This window comes from Falsiroseomonas bella (assembly GCF_003173615.1).
GTDB classification, from domain to species: Bacteria; Pseudomonadota; Alphaproteobacteria; order Acetobacterales; family Acetobacteraceae; genus Falsiroseomonas; species Falsiroseomonas bella.
In genome coordinates this window covers 963,330-980,400 of sequence record NZ_QGNA01000001.1, presented here as the reverse complement: position 1 = coordinate 980,400, position 17,071 = coordinate 963,330, and the positions used below count along the sequence as shown (strand labels likewise).

Sequence of the window (17,071 nt, the reverse complement as noted above, 5' to 3'; positions counted from 1 at the left end):
CGCTCCGGGGAATGCCGGGCCAACGGCACCGGGCCGGCCGCGGTTCCGTCGCCGCGTCAGCGTCCCTTCACGGTTGCGAGGATCGCGGCCCCCAGGCCGAGGAAGACCAGCACCGTCGCCATGCCGAGCCGCTGGCTGTCGCTGATCGCCGTCACCACGGCCAGCGCCGCCGGCCCGAGGAAGCCGGTGACCCGGCCCGACAGGGCAAAGAGGCCGAACCAGGCCGATGTCTCGCCCTCCGGCGCGATGCGCGCCATGAAGGCGCGGCTGGCCGCCTGGGCCGGGCCGAAGAACAGCCCGACCGTCAGCGCCAGCGCCCAGAACATCGTGGTGCTCGTCGCCAGCAGCAGCCCGGCGCCCAGCACGATGATCGCGCAGAGCGAGAGCAGCACCATCCGGCGCGATCCGACGCGGTCCTCGACCAGCGCGAAGCCGGCCGCGCCCGCGCCGGCCGCCACGTTCATCGCGATGCCGAAGAGCAGGATCTCCTCGAAGCCCATGCCGAAGACGCCGGCCGCGTAGATCGCGCCGAAGGCGAAGAGCGTGTTGAGCCCATCCGTGTAGAACAGCCGCGCCGCCAGGAAGCGCAGCAGGTCGCGCTGCTGCGGCAGGCTGCGCAGCACGGCGCGAATCTCGGCCAGCCCCTGCGCCGCCGCCTCTCCCCAGCCCGGCTTCCGCCCCGGCGGATCGGCCAGCGCGACCAGCGCCGGCCAGGAGAACAGTGCCAGCCAGGCGGCGACGAGCAGCGCCGTCGCGCGCACATGTTCCGCCTGCCCGCGATCCAGCCCGAACAGCGCGGGATCGGGGCGCACGAGCAGCACCAGGCAAAGCCCCAGGCAGGCCAGCCCGCCCGCATAGCCGAGCCCCCAGGCGAGGCCGGAGACGCGCCCGATGCGATCGCGCGGCGCGACCTGCGGCAGCATGGAATTGTAGAAGACCGTCCCGACCTCGAAGCCGATCGTCGCGATGCCAACGCAGAGCAGCGCATAGAGCGCGTAGGACGGATCGGGTTTCGCGAACCAGATCGCCGCGGTGGCGATGGCGGTGATCGCGGTGAAAGCGGCCAGCATGGCGCGCCGCCGCCCGCCGGCATCCGCGATGGCGCCCAGCACGGGCGAGAGCAGCGCGATGCAGAGCCCGGCCGCCGCCTGCATCCAGCCCCATTGCGCCTGCCCCGTCGCCGGATCGGTCGCGATCCCCTGTGCAAAGTAGGCGGCGATCACGAAGGTGGAGACCACCGTCGGGAAGGCGCTGTTGGCCCAGTCGTAGAACGCCCACGCAATGGCCTTGCGATTCATGTCGTGCCGCTGCTTCCCGGCTGTTGCGCGGCCCCCGCCCGACCCTCCCCCGCAATGCGGGGGAGGGTTCGGGCGTCTCCTCCCCCCGCGGTGCGGGGGAGGGTCGGGGTGGGCGCTATCCTAGCCCGCCCAGCGCCCGCGCCGCGACGCCGATGGCGACGAGGTCGCCGGCCGCCGCCGCATCGCGTGCCAGGCTCGCCGCCTCCCGCGCTTCCGGCCCGTCCGGCGCCATGCCGCTGAGGCTCGCCTGCGCCAGCCGCGCCTGCAGGCCGACGAGATCCTCGAGCGCCTCGGCCTTGGCGCGGGCGGCGAAGGGGCCCGTGGCGCGCGCGCCCTCAGCCGCGAGGCGCAGCGCGTCGAGCGCGAAAGTCTCCCCCACCGTGGCCCAGGCCTGTGCCGCGAGATCCGGCGCGACGCCGGCCTGCTGCGCCAGCCGCACGATCGCCGGCGCGGCGGCAAGCCGCGGCGCCACCGCAAGCGCCGCGGCGCGCGGCGGGATTCCGGCCTCGGCCAGCACGCCGGCCTCCGGCCCGGGCTCGGCCTCCGCCGCCGCGACCAGCGCGGCGATGCCGGGGGCGAGCGCGTCGCGCGCGGCATCGAGCGGCCCCTCGCCGCCCATCAGTTCACGCGCCGCCGCTTCCTGCAGCCGCCGCAGCCCGAGCAGCACATCGAGCCGCGTCCCGGCCGGCGCCGGCGCGGCATCGGCTTCCGCCGCCGCCTGCTCCAGACCGAACAGCGCATCGGCGAGCCAGGCGGCGCGCGCGACCGCGACGGCATCGCCCGCCGCGCCGACCAGGCGCGACAGCCCGGCCGCGCCGAGGCGGTTCGCCACCATGTTCGCCAGCATCATCGCCACCAGTTCCCGCCGCAGCCGATGGCGCGGGATGTAGGCGGCGAAGCGCTCGCGCAGCGCGCTCGGGAAATAGGCGACGAGCAGCGGCGCCAGCGCCGGGTCGTCCGGCAGCGCGCTGTCCTCGATCGCCTCGGTCAGCCAGAGCTTCGCGAAAGGCAGCAGCGCCGCGATCTCGGGCCGCGTCAGGCCCTCATTCGCCGCGGCGCGCATGCGCAGCGCGGCGGCGTCCGGCAGGCCGGCGACGGCGCGGTCCAGCACGCCCTGCGCTTCCAGCCGCTGCATCAGCGTGCCATGCGTGGCGAGCTCCTCCGGCGCGCGCATCGCCTCCAGGCTGACTGCCAGCGACTGTGCCGTGTTGTCGGCCAGCACCAGCGCCGCGACCTCCTCCGTCATGTCGGAGAGCAGCTCGTCGCGCTGCCGCCGCGTCAAGGTGCCGTCGCGCTCGGCTTCCGCCAGCAGGATCTTGATGTTGACCTCGTGGTCGGAGGTGGACACGCCCGCCGAATTGTCGAGCGCATCGGTGTTGAGCCGCACGCCATGCCGCGCCGCCTCGATCCGCCCGGCCTGGGTGATGCCGAGATTGGCGCCCTCCCCCAGCACGCGCGCGCGCAGCGCCGCGCCATCCACGCGGATCGCATCATTGGCGCGGTCGCCGGCCTCGGCCTGCGTCTCGGTGCTCGCCTTCACATAGGTGCCGATGCCGCCGAAATAGAGCAGGTCCACCGGCAGCGTCAGGATCGCGCGCATGATCTCCGCGGGCTCGGCGCGTTCCGCTGCGATGCCGAGCAGCGCGCGCGCCTGCTCGCTCAGCGGCAGCGTCTTCGCGTTGCGCGGCAGGATCGCGCCGCCGGGCGAGAGCAGCCGCGCATCGTAGTCGGCCCAGGAGGAGCGCGGCAGCCGGAACAGCCGCTCCCGCTCGCGGTAGGAAGACTCGAGGTCCGGATCGGGATCGAGGAAGATGTGGCGGTGGTCGAAGGCGGCGACGAGCTTCGTCTCGCGCGAGACCAGCAGCCCGTTGCCGAACACGTCGCCCGACATGTCGCCGACGCCCGCGCAGGTGAAGGGCGCGTCCTGCACGGAACGGCCGAAGGTCTCCTGGAAGTGGCGGTCCACCATCACCCACGCGCCGCGCGCCGTGATGCCCATGCCCTTGTGGTCGTATCCTGCCGAACCACCGCTCGCGAAGGCATCGCCGAGCCAGAAGCCGTATTCGGCGGAGAGGTCGTTCGCGATGTCGGAGAAGGTGGCCGTGCCCTTGTCCGCGGCCGCGACGATGTAGGGATCGTCGCCGTCGCGCCGCACGACGTTCTCGCGCGTCGCGATGCCCTCCGCGGTGATGTTGTCCGTCAGGTCCAGCATGCCGCGCACCAGCGTGCGATAGGCCGCGACGCCCTCCGCCATGAAGGCCTCGCGGTCCGTCGCGGGCGGCGGGTGCTTCAGGATGAAGCCGCCTTTCGCGCCGGTCGGCACGATGACGACGTTCTTCAGCCGCTGGGCCTTCATCAGGCCGAGGATCTCGGTCCGGAAATCCTCGCGCCGGTCGGACCAGCGGATGCCGCCGCGCGCCACCGCGCCCGCGCGCAGATGCACCCCCTCCATGCGCGGCGAGTGGACGAAGATCTCGCGCCAGGGCCGCGGCGCCGGCATGTCGCCGGCACGCGCACTGTCCAGCTTGAAGGAGAGGTAGTCCTTCGCCTGGTACCAGTTGGTGCGCAGCATCGCGTCCAGCACGGTGCGCAGGCGCGACAGGATGCGGTCCGCGTCGGGGTTCGCCACGCCGTCGAGCAGGGTGCGCCAGGCGGCGTCGAGCCTCGTCTCGTCGCGGTCCGTCTCGTCGGGGCTGAAGCGCTTGTGGAACAGCTCCACCAGGATGCGCGCGGCGTCCGGGTTGGCGGCCAGCGCGGCCTCCACGCTTTCCTGCGCGAAGGGGAAGCCGACCTGCTTCAGCCAGCGATACATCGCCCGCAGCAGCCAGCAATCCTTCCATTCGATGTCCGCGCGGAGCACGAGGCGGTTGAACCCGTCGGCCTCGACGGTGCCGTCGAGCAGCGCGTGCAGCGCGCCGGCCAGGATGCCGAGCCGCTCCTCCGGGAAGTCGGCGCGCGCCTCCAGCCGGTAGAGATGCAGCACGACCTGGCGGCCCATGGCGGGTGTCAGCCGGTGCGGCACCTCCTCGATGGCGCGCAGGTCCAGGCTCTCGAAGAGCGGCAGCGCATCGGCCAGCGCGAGCGGGTCGTTCGGGCTGGCGAGGCGGAGCGAGAGCGCGCGCGGCCCGGCGCCGGGCGGGCGCGACAGGACGGCGCGCGGCCTGCCGGTCACGCCGGCGTATTCCGCGAGCTGGATGTCGGCGATGCCCTGCGCGACGGTCTCGGTCTGGCGGTAGGCGGGCGGGAAGGCCTCGCGCCAGCGCGCCATCACCTCGGCGGCCTCGGCCTCGCCGCGCTGGGCGGTCAGCGCCTCCTCCAGCCGGTCGCGGAAGCCGCGCGCGGCCTGCGCCAGCGCCGCTTCGAGCGCGGCATCGTCCACCGCGGGCAGCGCGCCGGGCGTGGTCCCGATCACGTAGTGCACGCGCGCCAGCGGCGCATCGCCGAGCAAGGTGTAGAAGGCGGAGAGCCGGCCGCCGAAGGCGCGCGCGATCAGCCCGCCCGCGCGCTCGCGCATCGCGGTGTCGAAGGTGTCGCGCGGCAGCCAGGCGATGGCGGAGACGAATCGCTCGAAGGGATCGCGGCGCAGCACCAGCGCGGCGCGCGGCCGGATCGAGAGATCGAGCGCGCGCAGGCACCCCTGCAGGATCGCCCCTTCGGGCGCCTGGAACAGCTCGTCGCGCGGCCAGGTGTCGAGGATGTTGCGCAGCGCGCGGCCGTCATGCGTCTCCGGATCCACGCCGGCCTGCGCAAGGATGCGCAGCACCTTCTCCCGCAGCAGCGGGATGGAGCGCGGGTTGCGGTTGTAGGCCGCGGCGGCGAAGAGGCCGAGGAACAGCCGCCCGCCGGTGATGCGCCCCGCCTCGTCGCAGATGCGCGTGATGACCACATCGGCGTGCTGCGGCCGATGCACGGTGGAGCGCATGTTGGCCTTGGCGACCGTCACCGCGCCCATGCGCAGCAGGTTGTCGCGCACCGCCGCCGGCAGCGCGGGCAGCCCGCGCAGCGCGTCGAACACCGGCAGGCGGCCATCGCGCAGCAGGCCGAGATTCTCCTCCTCCGCCACCGTCGCCGTGCCGTCGGAATGCAGCACCAGCCGGCGATGGCCGAGCAGGACGAAGTTGTCGTCACCCAGCCAGCGCAGGAACTCCGCGTTCTCGCCGCCCTCGACCTCCGACTCGGCCTCCTCCAGGCGGGCGCGCAGGGCGCGAAAATCCGTCACGGCGATCCGCACATCCGCCATGGCGCGGGCCAGCGCATCCTGCAGCGCGCCGAGCTCGTCCACCGCCGGCGTCGGCGCGCCGGCGCCGAGCGTCACCGCCGCGGCCGGGGCCAGCGCGATGCGCATCATGCTTTCGCGGCCCGGCGCGCCCTCGGCGATCTCGAGCAGCCTGCCCTCGGCGTCGCGGCGCACCGGGACGATCGGGTGCAGCAGCTGGCGCACCGTCCGCCCGCGCAGCGCCAGCGCGGCCAGCGCGCTGTCCACCAGGAAGGGCATGTCGTCCACCACGACCTCGACCACCGGCAGCGCGCCCCGGCCGGGGCCGGGCGGCAGCACGCGCAGCTTCGCCTCCCGCGGGCGGCGCTCGGCCGCGAAGGCGAAGAGGCTCGCCGCGGCCTCGGCCAGCGCCTCGGGCGGCGTCGCGGCGAGTTCCGCAGTGGGCACGGCGGCAAACAGCCGGTGCAGGAGCGCGACCGCGGCCCCGGGCAGGGCCGGGGCCGTGCGGGCCAGCGCGGCCTCGGCGGCGGCCAGCACCCCGGGCCGGACGCCGTCCTCGCCCCGGCCGGGCGGGGTGGCGGTGGCTGCGTCTGTCATCTGGCGCCTCCTGGTTGATCCGAAGGGTGCCGGCAGGATGCCCCCCGCCGCAAGCACGGACCCGTGTCACGGCTCCGCGCGGGATGGTAGAAACCGGCCATGATCACCGATTTCGCCGCGCTGCTCGCCCCGGTAACGCCGGAGCAGTTCCTGGCCGAGCATTACGACAGGGCGCCGCTGCATGTGCGCGGCACGCCGGGAAAGTTCGCGCAGGTGCTGTCCTGGCGGCAGATCAACCGGCTGCTCGACATGACGCATATCTGGACCGGCACCTCGCTGAAGCTGGTGCTGGACAGCCAGACCATCCCGCCCGAGCAGTTCTGCACGCGCACCCTTGGCCGCGACGGCGGCCAGGTGCTGCAGCCCGATGCGAAGCTCGTGCAGGCCTGGATCGCCAAGGGCGCGAGCGTGGTGATGAACGACGTGGACAGCCTCACGCCCGGCCTCGCCTCCGTCTCCAATGCGCTGGAGGCGGCGGGGCTCGGGAAGGCGCAGGCCAATGTCTACATCTCCTGGCAGAGCCACAAGGCGTTCAAGACCCACTACGACACGCACGACGTCTGGGCCGTGCAGGTGGAAGGCGAGAAGGACTGGAACATCTGGGAAGGTCGCGCCGAGTGGCCGATCCCGCATCCGGTCTTCAAGGGCCAGCCCCAGGCGCATCACGACCAGGCCCGCGGCAAGCTGCGCGGCGTGGTGAAGATGAAGCCCGGCGACCTCCTCTACCTGCCGCGCGGCTGGTACCACGACGCGCTGGCCGAGGCGCCGGCGAGCGTGCACATCGCCTATGGCGTCCACGCGCCGCTCGGGATGGACCTGCTCAACATCCTGATGGAACGCGCGCTGCACGATGCGGAGTTCCGCAAGCCGCTGCCGCGCCAGGATGGAACCGCACCGGCGAAATTCGCGCTGACGCAGCGCGCCGGCCTGCTCGGCCAGCGCATCGCCGAATTCGCGAAGGAGCCGAAGGTGATGGAGGCGCTGGCGCAGTTCGTGGCGGGCTATCGCTACAGCCGCGGCGGCTACGACATTCTCTCCGCCCGCGGCATCGGCGGCGGCGCGGCCGAGGAAGCGGGCGAGGGCGCCGCGTCCTTTCGCGTGGTGGCGAACGGCGCCAAGCCGGTGCGGCGCGGCGCGGAGTGGGTGGTGAAGACCGCGAGCGGCGTCCTGCCGCTGAGCCCGCCGGAGGCCGAGGCCGCCGGCTGGCTGCTGGCCCGCAACGACGTCACCGCGCCGGAGCTCGCCCGCGCGCATCCGGCCGTGGAGGCCGAGGCGCTGCTCGGCAGGCTGGCCGGCGCCGGGCTGCTGGTGCCCGCGGCTTGAGGCGGCTTCTGGCGCTCGCGCTGCTCTGGCCGGGCCTGGCACTCGGCCAGCCGCGCGACTTCTCCTGCGTCGGGGCCGAGGCGCTGGAGGACGATGTCTTCGCCGTGCCCTTCGAACGCGGCTCCGACCGGCTGCGGGAGGTTGCGCGCACCGGCATCGACACCGCCGCCGCGCTGGCGAAGGCGGAGCCGGAGCGGAACATCTGCGTCCTCGGCCATGCCGATCGCAGCCTGGGCGCCGAAAGCTCCACCCAGCTCGCGGCGCGTCGCGCGCGGGCGGTGGCGCAGGCGCTGGCGCAGCGCGGGGTGGAGCGCGACCGCGTGCGGGCCGAGGCGCGCGTCACGGCCTATAGCGGCCGCCTGCAGGAGCCGGGCGCGCGCGCCGTGACGATCGTGGTGATGCCCGCCCCGCGCTGATTCCGGCGCGGTTCCTTCACGCCATCGCCATGATTTCCGCGCAGCCTGCGGCGCGGGCCGTTCCGGTCCGGGAGGATTGCGCCATGGCCGATGGCGAAGGGGAACCGGCGAAGCCGCTGCGGCGGCGATTGTTCGTGCTGCAGCTGCTGGCCGTGGGCGGGGCGGGCGGCGCCACCTCGGCCTGCGTGGCCCCGCTGCCGCCGACCGCGCATGTGCCGCCCTATCCGCCGGCCGGCGCCAGCTATTCCGGTGCCAGCGACAACGACCCCTCCGACCCGCCTGGCGGTGGGCGCGGCGGCTACGGCGCGCCCTATCGCGCCGGGCCCAGCGACAACGACCCGGCCGACCCGCCGGGCGGCGGACGCGGCGGCTATCGCACCCCCTATCGCACCGGCGTCAGCGACAACGATCCCTCCGATCCGCCCGGCGGCGGACGCGGCGGCTATCGCGCCTCCTATCGCACCGGCGCCAATGACAGCGACCCGTCCGATCCGCCCGGCGGCGGACGCGGCGGGTACCGCGCGCCCTATCGCAGCGGCGCCAGCGACAGCGACCCGTCCGACCCGCCCGGCCGTGGCCGCGGCTATTCCGGCGTGCCGCGCTATCTCGCCGGACCGAGCGACAGCGATCCCTCCGATCCGCCCGGCCGCGGCCGACGCCGCTGGTGACCGCGCGGCCGGGCCGATAGGCTGGCGCCGATGACGAGCGACGCGACATTGGCGGAAACGGCCTGGCGCCAGGCCTTCGGCGACCTGCCCGTCGAGGACGGGCTGGCGCTGCGCGAGGGCACCGCCTGGCGCCATGTGCCCGGCCCCGCGCCCGGCCATCACGCTTCGCTGCTCTCGGTCGCGGATCTCGATGCCTTCCTGGCCACCGATGCGGCGCGCGCGCCGCGCGTCTCCATGGCCGACAGCCGGCGGGAGGGCAGCGCCGCGGTGCCACGGCACGAATACCTGCGCGACGACGACCGCGTGGACCTGCCCGGCCTGTTCGGCGCCTTCGACGCTGGCGCGACGCTGGTGGTCTCCCAGTTCCACGAGATGCATCCGCCGCTGATGCGCTTCTGCCGCGGCCTGGAGCAGATTTTCCTGCACGCGGTGCAGGCCAACATCTACCTGACGCCCCCGGGCGCGCAGGGGTTCCGGGTGCATTACGACACGCATGACGTGCTGGTGCTGCAGGTGACCGGCGAGAAGCGCTGGCGGCTGTTCCCCGACCAGCCCGTGCCGCGCCCGACGCGCCGCACGCCCTGGCCCGGCAATCTTTCTGCGAGTGGCGAACCGGCGGCGCTGACGCTGCGCGCGGGCGACACGCTCTACGTTCCCCGCGGCGTGATGCATGATGCCGCGGCGCAGGCGGGCGATGCGCCGTCGCTGCACATCACCATCGGGCTGATGGACCCCTCCTTCGCCGCCGTGCTGCGCCTGGCGGTGGACCTGCTGGAGGAGACTGAGCCGGCGCTGCGCGAGACGTTTCCCACGTGGCGCCTGGCGGAGGGGCCGGGGCGGCTGGCGGAGATGGCGCGGCCGCTCGCGGCGCGCCTCGCGGAGCCGGCGGCGCTGGAACGCACGGCGCTGGAACTGCTGGACCGGCTGGCGGCGGATCGTCCCGCGCTGCTCGGGCGTGGCCTGTTCGTGCCGATGCCGGAGGAGGGCACGCGGCTCCGCCTGGCGCCCGGCGTGCTGCATGTGCTGGTGCCGGAGGCCGATGGCGGCGCCTCCCTGCGCTGGGTGGGCGCGCAGCTTCGGCTGGATGCGCGGCAGGCCGGCTGGATGGAGCGCCTCGCCGACGGCGCGACGCCCGGGGAACTCGGGGACGGCGCGGTGGATTTCTGCCGGCGACTCATGCGACGAGGCCTGGTCGTCCGGGAGAGCTGAACATGGTGAAGATCGTCGGCATCTGCGGCAGCCTGCGCGCCGCGTCCTACAACCGTGCGCTGCTGCGCGCCGCCGCGGCGCATCTGCCGGCCGGCGTCACGCTCGAGGTGGTGGAGATCGGCGCGCTGCCGCTGATCAACGAGGACCTCGAGAAGCCGGCATGGCCCGCGGCCGTGCAGGAGTTCCGGCGCGCGCTGTGGCCGGCCGAGGCGATGCTGGTCGCGACGCCCGAATACAACGCCGGCATGCCCGCCCCACTGAAGAACGCGATCGACTGGGCCTCCCGCGCGGAGGGCATCGGCGGCCGCACAGCGCCCGAAGGCGAGACGCGCAAGACGCCGCTGCAGGACCTGCCGGTGGCGATCATGGGCGCGACGCCGGGCTCGCTCGGCACCGCGCGGTCGCAGCAGCAACTGCGCACCGTGCTGCTCAACACGGGCATGCGCGTGATGCCCGGACCGGAAGTCTATGTCGGCAGCGCCGGCACCCGCTTCACTGAGGGCGAGCTGACCGACGAGCGCAGCCTCGCCGCCGTGGCGAAATGCGTGGCCGCGCTGGCCGAGTGGGCGCGGCTGCTGCGGGGCTGAGCGTCAGCAGCGGTCGAGCGCCCGAACTGGCGCCGCGGCATGTGCCGCGCAGCGGCCATCAGGCCGCCTTGCGGCGGAAGGCGTCGAGCGAGCCGGAGCGCAGCAACTCGCTCGGCAGCTTGTGGCCGACGATGTCCTCGGCCAGGTGCCCGGCCTCGATCAGCGCATCGAGGTCGATGCCGGTCTCGATGCCCATCTCGCCGCAGAGCAGCGCCAGCTCCTCCGTGCAGATGTTGCCCGGCGCGCCCGGCTGCCCGGCGAAGGGGCAGCCGCCGAGGCCGCCGACGGTCGTGTCGAACTTCGCGACACCCATGCGCAGCCCCGCCATCGCATTGGCGATGCCGAGCCCCCGCGTGTCGTGCAGATGCAGCCCGATCGCCACATCCGGCCAGCGCGCGCGCACCGCGCCGAGCGTGCGCTCGATGCGCAGCGGCGTCGCCCAGCCCATGGTGTCGGCGAGCATCAGCTCGGTGATCGTCGCGCCGGCCTCCTCTGCGACGTCATAGGCATCCTGCACCGCGCGCACGACAAGCTCGGGCGGCACGTCGCCCATGTAGTTGCAGCCGAAGGCGGCCTGGATGCCGATGCGCGTCACCGCGACGCCCGCATCCTGGTGTGCCTTGGCCAGGGCGCGCTGCGCCTCGATCTGGCCGGCGCGGTCCCGGTTGAGGTTCTTCTTCTGGAACGCCTCCGAGGCGGCGAAGGAGATCGAGCCGTAGATCTTCAGCCTGTCGCGGAAGGCCAGCGCACGGTTCAGCCCCTGCGCGTTGAACCAGAGCGCCGTGAACGACACGCCCGGCGGCGGCGTCACCATCGCCATCATCGCATCCGCATCGGCCCAGCCCGGCACCAGCTTCGGCGAGACGAAGGAGCAGACCTGGATCTGCTGCAGGCCCGTCGCGGCCAGGGCGTTGACCAGCGCGGCCTTCCGCTCGGTCGGGATCGGGCCGGGCTCGATCTGGAAGCCTTCGCGGGGGCCTTCCTCACGGATCTCGACGCTCTTCGGCAGGTCGCTCATCGGTGGGTCCTCCTGCGCGGCAGGTAGCCACGGCAGCCCCGGCAGGTCTAGGCCGCCGCCTGCGCATGCGCGGCGCGCAGGTCCTCCACGAAGCGGGCATATTCGCGCCGCTGCACCTCCTCGTCCGGCAGGCGCAGCAGGTAGCTGGGATGGACGGTGGCGAAGACCGGCAAACCCTCGGGCCCGGGGAGGATCGTGCCGCGCGCCTTCATCACCGGCACCGCCTTGCCGGTCAGCGCGCGCAGCGCCGTCGCGCCGAGCCCGACCAGCAGGCGCGGCGCGACGATGCCGATCTCGCGCAGCAGGAAGGGGCGGTAATAGGCGATGTCGCCGGCATCCGGGCTCTGATGCAGCCGCCGCTTGCCGGTCGGCGTGAACTTGAAGTGCTTCACCGCATTGGTGACATAGGCCTCGTCGCGCGGCACCTGCGCGGCATCCAGCGCACGATCGAAGAGCCGTCCCGCGGGCCCGACGAAGGGCCTGCCCTGGATGTCCTCCTCGTCGCCCGGCTGCTCGCCCACGAAGAACAACGGCGCGCCGACCGGCCCTTCGCCGAACACCATCTGCGTCGCGCGCCGTGCGAAGTCCGGCAGGTCGTTCCGGCCCGCCAGCTCGCGTGCGAGCGCGGCAAGCGCCGCCTTCGGATCGGTTCCGGCATCGAGCAGGTCCATCGCCTCCTCAACGTCGGCCCGGCCGGGCGGATGCAGGCGTTGCGGATTGGGCCGTGGCGCGGTCGCATCGCGGGAAAGCATCTCCGCCGCGCGGCGCGGCGCTTCCGCCATCAGGCGCGGGATTTCCGCCGTCTCCGGCATGTTGCGCCAGTATTTGCGCGGCATCTCCGCACGCATCGCGCCGGGCTTGAGCCGCGCGGGGTTGAAGATCGCGGCGTAGTAGGCACGCCACAGAGGCTCCACCGCGTCGTCGGGCGGCACGTCCTGCCGGCGTCCTCCCGGGCCGAAGGAGAGATCGGTGCCGTTCCAGTGCACGCTCCGCCGCGGCGTCACGATCGACCAGCGCAGCCCGGCGAAGCGCCGCACGAAGAAGCCGGCCTCGGCGTCCTCGATGTGATGGTCCGGCTCGAACCAGGCGACGTGGCGCGTGCCGGCCTCGGTCTCGACCTGCCGGAAGCGGAGGAAGGCGTGCATCTTGTGCGCATCGCGCTTCACCGCCTTGGCCATGGCGTGCAGCCGCACGACGTCCGCATCGGTCGCCACCTGCATCAGCGCCGGCTCGCCATGCGTCAGGCGCCACAGCACGCGATACAGCAGCGCGAAGCGCTCCGGATCGGCATGGCGGATCGCGATCTCGGCCAGGTCCACGAAGGCACGCGGCACGTGCGCGCCACTGGAGGCGGGCGGCGGCGCCGCCTCGGCGAAGAGGCTCGGCGCATCGCCGGCGACCCGCCATTCCGTGTCTTCAGGCGGCACGCCGGCGGCGAGCATGCCGCGCGCCGCGCCGCGCCAGGCGGCGAAGTCGGCCGGGCCGGGCAGGACGGCGGCCATGCCCATCAGAACAGGCTCATCTGCACCGGCCGCGCCGCAGCCACGAAGGCGGTGCCCGGGATCAGCCGCTCCCGCAGGCCGCCGCTGTCCAGCAGGCGCGGCCGGTGGTCCGCCGTGATCACGAAGGGCAGCACCTTCGGCAGGCTCACGTGCAACCGCGCGAGATCCTCCGCACGGATCGCGCTGTGCCGGCGCGTGGCGAGGATCTTGTCAACCGTCTTCGCGCCCAGCCCCGGCACCCGCAGCAGCCGCTCCCGCGGGGCGCGGTTCAGGTCCACGGGAAAGTCGGCGCGGTGCTTCAGCGCCCAGGCGGTCTTGGGGTCGAGGGACAGGTCCAGCATCCCGCCCTCGCCGCCCGCTATCACCTCCTCGCGCGAGAAGCCGTAGAAGCGCAGCAGCCAGTCCGCTTGGTAGAGCCGGTGCTCCCGCACCAGCGGCGGCGCGATTGGCGGCAGGGCGCGCGACGCATCCGGGATCGGCGAATAGGCGGAGTAGTACACCCGCTTCAGCCGGTAGCCCGCATAGAGATCCGTCGCCGTGCCGAGGATGGTCGCATCGTCCGAGGCATCGGCGCCCACGATCATCTGCGTGCTCTGCCCCGCCGGCGCGAAGCGCGGCGCCTTCGCGCGCCGTGCCGTACGCAGGTCCTCCCGCGCGCCCTCGATGCGCGCGCGCAGCCCGCCCATCGCCTTCTTGATCTCGGACAGATCCTTCTCGGGCGCGAGCGCCTTCAGGCTGCCAGCTTCCGGCAGTTCGATGTTGATCGAGAGGCGATCCGCCCAGCGCCCCGCTTCCTCCACCAGTTCCGGCGACGCGTCGGGAATGGTCTTCAGATGGATGTAGCCCTGGAAGCCGTGCTCCTCGCGCAGCGTGCGCGCGACCAGCACCAGTTGCTCCATCGTCCAGTCGGCGGATCGCGTGATGCCCGACGAAAGAAAAAGCCCCTCGATCGCGTTGCGCCGGTAGAAGTCGAGCGTCAGCTTCACGACCTCGGCCACCGTGAAGCGCGCGCGCCGCACGTTCGAACTCGCGCGGTTCACGCAGTAGGCGCAGTCGAAGGCGCAGGCATTGGTCAGCAGGATCTTCAGCAGCGAGATGCAGCGCCCGTCCGGCGCGTAGGCGTGGCAGATCCCCATGCCCTCCGTGCTGCCCAGCCCGCCCCGCGTCGAGTCGCGCTTCGCCGTGCCGGAGGACGCGCAGGAAGCGTCGTATTTCGCGGCGTCGGCAAGGATCTCGAGCTTCTGGCGCAGGTCCATGTGTTCATGATATGTTCCTGCACGCTTTCCGCAAGAGCCGAATCAGCCCCCCGCGCTTTCCGCCACGAACTTCGCCACCGCCTCGATCTGCGCGTCGGAGAGGCTGTCGGCGTAGGACGGCATGTTGCCCGGCCCCTCGGTCACCGCCCGCCGCACCTGGTCCGCGGAGGGTTTCAGCGCATCCAGGCTCGGCCCGATCTCCCCGCTCGCCCCGGCCGCCGCCAGGGCGTGGCAGATCGAGCAGGCCGGCGCCGCGGCCTCGGTGAAGACCTCCCGGCCCGAGGCCGCATCCTTCGCCGAAGCCGGGGCCAGCAGCAGCAGGACCGCCGCGGCGAGCGACGCCGCGGCGGCGAGGTCAGCGCACCGTGATCTCGACCGCATGGTCCCGCCAGCCGTTGTGCCCATAGCCGCGCTCGTTCGGCTCCATCTTCTCCGGCTGGCTGTTCCCCTCCTCATCCGTCGCGCGGCTGGCGACGAGATGCGTGCCGGGCGAAAGCTCCGCCGCCAGCGCAAAGGGCCGCCAGGCGTAGCGGCCGAGATCGGGGCCGAGCAGCCGCGCCTCCTGCCAGTTGCTGCCGCCATCGGTCGAGACCTCCACGCGCCGCAGCGGCCGCGCGCCGCCGAAGGCGACGCCCAGGATCTGCACAGGCCCGTCAGCCGTCTCGCGCAGCGGCTGCGTCACCCAGGACTTCACCGTCATTTCCCACATGGAGGGCTGGCTCGGCGCGCCGCGCTGCCCGACCGGCCGCACGCGGTAGCCGGTGCGCTGGATCGCCGCGTCGCTCTCCTCCGCGGTGAAGGCCAGGCGCTTCACGTATTTGACGTTGTTCACGCCGAAGAAGCCCGGCAGCACCAGGCGCAGCGGCCCGCCATGCGCCAGCGGCACAGGGTCGTCGTTCAGCTCCCACGCAAGCAGCGCCCGGTCCATCGCCGCGATCGGCACCGAGCGCTCCACCATCACGGTGCGCGGGTCGATGCCCTGCGGGATGTCCTCGCCGCCGCGCGCGGTGATGAAGCGCATGCCGTCTGCGACGCCGCCCATCGCCTCCGCCACGGCGCGCAGCGGCACGCCGCTCCACATCACGTTGCCAGCGGCGCCGACGCGCCATTGCGTACCGCTGGCCTTGTGGTCGAAGAAGGCACGGCCGTTGCCGCTGCATTGCAGCACCGCCGCCACGCTCTCCACGCCCATCGCCTTCAGCTCGCGCAGCGCGACGCGGCGCGGATTGCGCACGCCCTCCACCGAGACCTCCCAGCCGTCGCGATCCTCCAGGATGCGCGCATCCGGCGGCGGCAGGTTGTTCCGGACGAAGAGGTCGGTGTCGGGCGTGATGCCGCTGCTGCCGAAGGCGCTGCGCTTCATCTCGATGGTGCGCGGCGTGTGGACGATGAGGTCCTCCGCATCCTTCCACGCCACGTAGTCCGGCAGCCCGCCCGCGCCGCGCGCTGGCTGCGCCGCCGCCCCGCCGCCGCCGAGCCCCAAGGCCGCGCCCGCGCCGGCCGCGCCCACGAAGAAGCGCCGCCGCGCGATTCCGGATGGTGTCATGGTGCTGCCTCCCTGCAGGCCTGGGCCCGCGATCCGGGCCTTCATGTCCGGCAAGTGGCGCGGTGACATTCGGCGGCCAGTACGGAAGAGTACGGAGGGGGGAGCCCGTCGCGCGAAGTTGCGGCGGATGCCGCGCCGACGGGATACGGGAAAAAGGGATTTGCGGAACCCGCTTGCCGGCGCAGGATGCCCGCCATGGACGCCGCAGGCCGCCAGATCGTCTTCGTCAACCTGGCGCATGTCTTCACCCATTACGGGCTGCTGATCCTGGCCACCGCCGTGCTGGCCATGGTGGTGCAGGACGCGCAGGGCTTCGGCGGCCTCTACGGGCCGATCCTCGCGCTCGGCACCGGCATGTTCGTGTTCTACGGCCTCGGCTCCCTGCCGATGGGCTGGCTTGCGGAGCGCTTCGGCCGCCCGCGGCTGATGGCGGCCTTCTTTCTCGGCACCGGCGGCGCGATGGCGCTGGCGGGCCTCGCGCCGGGGCCGGTGAGCCTCGCCCTCGCCCTCGCGCTGATGGGCGCCTTCAGCGCCATCTACCACCCGATCGGCACGGCGATGCTGGTGGATGCGGCCGGCGCGCGCGTCGGCCGGGCGATGGGGCTCAACGGCGTCTTCGGCAATCTCGGCGTTGCCACGGCACCTGTCGTCACCGCCGCGGTCGCGGCCGGGCTCGGCTGGCGCTGGGCCTTCATCATCCCGGGCCTGCTCTGCTTCCTCGCCGGCCTGGTCTATCTGCGCGAGGGCGCCGTGGATGCGGCGAAGGCCAAGGCGGCAAGCCGCCCCTTCCCGGAGATCCCGCGCGAGGTCGTCCGCCGCGCGGTGATCGTGCTGCTGAGCCTCGCCGCCGTCGGCGGCTTCATCTTCAACGCCTTCACCCTGCTGCTGCCGAAGCTGATCGAGGAACGGCTGGCCGGCAGCCCGGACCTGCTGCCGGTGGTGGGCATGCTCGCCTTCCTCGTCACGCTCTGCGGCGGCGCCACGCAGTTCACCGTGGGGCGCATCATCGACCGCTCCACGCTGAAGCGCGTCTTCATGCCGCTGGCCTTCGTGCAGATGCCGGGCCTCGCGCTGCTCTCCGTGCTGGAGGGCTGGCCGGTGCTGCTCGTCGGCGGGCTGCTCGCCGCCGCGATCTTCGGCCAGGTCACCGTCAACGAGACGATGACGGCGCGCTACGTGGCGCCGGCGCTGCGCACCAAGCTCTACTCGATCCGCTTCTTCGTGGGCTTTCTGGGCGCCGCGGCGGCGAGCCCCGTCGTCGCCTGGCTGCACCAGTCCACCGGCGGGCAGGGTGCGGTGCTGGCGGTGATGAGCGTCTTCGCCGGCATCACCATCGTCTGCGCGCTGTTCTTCCCGAACCGGCGGGAGGAGCTGGAGCCCGAGCTGTGGGCGAAGTCCCTGCCGCCCCGCGCCGTGCCGGCGGCCGCCGAATAGC

Annotated in this window: 13 protein-coding genes; 6 read left to right on the top strand and 7 right to left on the bottom strand. The window is 73.2% G+C overall.

The annotated features are described in order from the left end of the window. Positions 1-56: 56 nt before the first annotated feature. Together DFH01_RS04530 and DFH01_RS04525 are read right to left on the bottom strand one after the other, a co-directional pair. Complete coding sequence (locus tag DFH01_RS04530; protein WP_109869170.1) at positions 57-1,298, bottom strand: MFS transporter; 1,242 nt, start codon at positions 1,296-1,298, stop codon at positions 57-59. Positions 1,299-1,413: 115 nt separating this feature from the next. Then, the gene (locus DFH01_RS04525; protein WP_109869169.1) at positions 1,414-6,111 is read right to left on the bottom strand and encodes an NAD-glutamate dehydrogenase; all 4,698 of its coding nucleotides are present in this window, start codon (positions 6,109-6,111) and stop codon (positions 1,414-1,416) included. Between the two features lie 99 nt (positions 6,112-6,210). On the opposite strand from DFH01_RS04525, the gene DFH01_RS04520 reads away from it, so the two are divergent. The 5 genes from DFH01_RS04520 to DFH01_RS04500 all read left to right on the top strand — a co-directional run bounded on the left by DFH01_RS04520 (position 6,211) and on the right by DFH01_RS04500 (position 10,314). Beyond that, entirely contained in the window at positions 6,211-7,434 is a 1,224-nt protein-coding gene (locus tag DFH01_RS04520; protein WP_109869168.1) for a cupin domain-containing protein, read from the top strand. Beyond that, positions 7,431-7,850: an OmpA family protein gene (locus DFH01_RS04515; protein WP_109869167.1), complete on the top strand. Its 420-nt coding sequence runs from the start codon at positions 7,431-7,433 to the stop codon at positions 7,848-7,850. The genes DFH01_RS04520 and DFH01_RS04515 overlap by 4 nt, the downstream gene beginning before the upstream one ends. 83 nt (positions 7,851-7,933) lie before the next feature. Beyond that, positions 7,934-8,518: a hypothetical protein gene (locus tag DFH01_RS04510; protein WP_109869166.1), complete on the top strand. Its 585-nt coding sequence runs from the start codon at positions 7,934-7,936 to the stop codon at positions 8,516-8,518. Positions 8,519-8,548: 30 nt separating this feature from the next. Next, positions 8,549-9,727, top strand: a complete 1,179-nt coding sequence (locus DFH01_RS04505; RefSeq protein WP_109869165.1) for a JmjC domain-containing protein — start codon at positions 8,549-8,551, stop codon at positions 9,725-9,727. A gap of 2 nt (positions 9,728-9,729) precedes the next feature. Then, positions 9,730-10,314, top strand: a complete 585-nt coding sequence (locus DFH01_RS04500; RefSeq protein WP_233255956.1) for an NADPH-dependent FMN reductase — start codon at positions 9,730-9,732, stop codon at positions 10,312-10,314. Between the two features lie 58 nt (positions 10,315-10,372). Here the strand turns inward: DFH01_RS04500 and DFH01_RS04495 are convergent, their stop codons facing one another. Genes DFH01_RS04495 through sorT form a run of 5 tightly spaced genes read right to left on the bottom strand, consistent with a single transcriptional unit; the run spans position 10,373 to position 15,636 of the window. Then, positions 10,373-11,332, bottom strand: coding sequence for a hydroxymethylglutaryl-CoA lyase (locus tag DFH01_RS04495; RefSeq protein WP_109869164.1), 960 nt, complete (start codon positions 11,330-11,332; stop codon positions 10,373-10,375). A 47-nt stretch (positions 11,333-11,379) separates the two neighbouring features. Further along, positions 11,380-12,840, bottom strand: a complete 1,461-nt coding sequence (locus DFH01_RS04490; RefSeq protein ID WP_233255955.1) for a UdgX family uracil-DNA binding protein — start codon at positions 12,838-12,840, stop codon at positions 11,380-11,382. Then, positions 12,840-14,090 (bottom strand): putative DNA modification/repair radical SAM protein, encoded by a 1,251-nt coding sequence (locus DFH01_RS04485; protein ID WP_109869163.1) that lies wholly within the window; start codon positions 14,088-14,090, stop codon positions 12,840-12,842. Before DFH01_RS04485 ends, DFH01_RS04490 begins: the two co-directional genes overlap by 1 nt. Before the next feature lie 42 nt (positions 14,091-14,132). Continuing rightward, positions 14,133-14,471 (bottom strand): SorU family sulfite dehydrogenase c-type cytochrome subunit, encoded by a 339-nt coding sequence (gene sorU, locus DFH01_RS04480; protein WP_109869162.1) that lies wholly within the window; start codon positions 14,469-14,471, stop codon positions 14,133-14,135. Then, positions 14,446-15,636 carry a SorT family sulfite dehydrogenase catalytic subunit gene (gene sorT, locus DFH01_RS04475; protein ID WP_109869161.1) on the bottom strand — a complete coding sequence of 397 codons (1,191 nt, stop codon included), beginning with the start codon at positions 15,634-15,636 and terminating at the stop codon, positions 14,446-14,448. Before sorT ends, sorU begins: the two co-directional genes overlap by 26 nt. A 195-nt stretch (positions 15,637-15,831) precedes the next feature. Here sorT and DFH01_RS04470 point away from each other — a divergent pair, with 195 nt between their 5' ends. Further along, positions 15,832-17,070, top strand: a complete 1,239-nt coding sequence (locus DFH01_RS04470; protein ID WP_233255954.1) for an MFS transporter — start codon at positions 15,832-15,834, stop codon at positions 17,068-17,070. Position 17,071 lies beyond the last annotated feature (1 nt).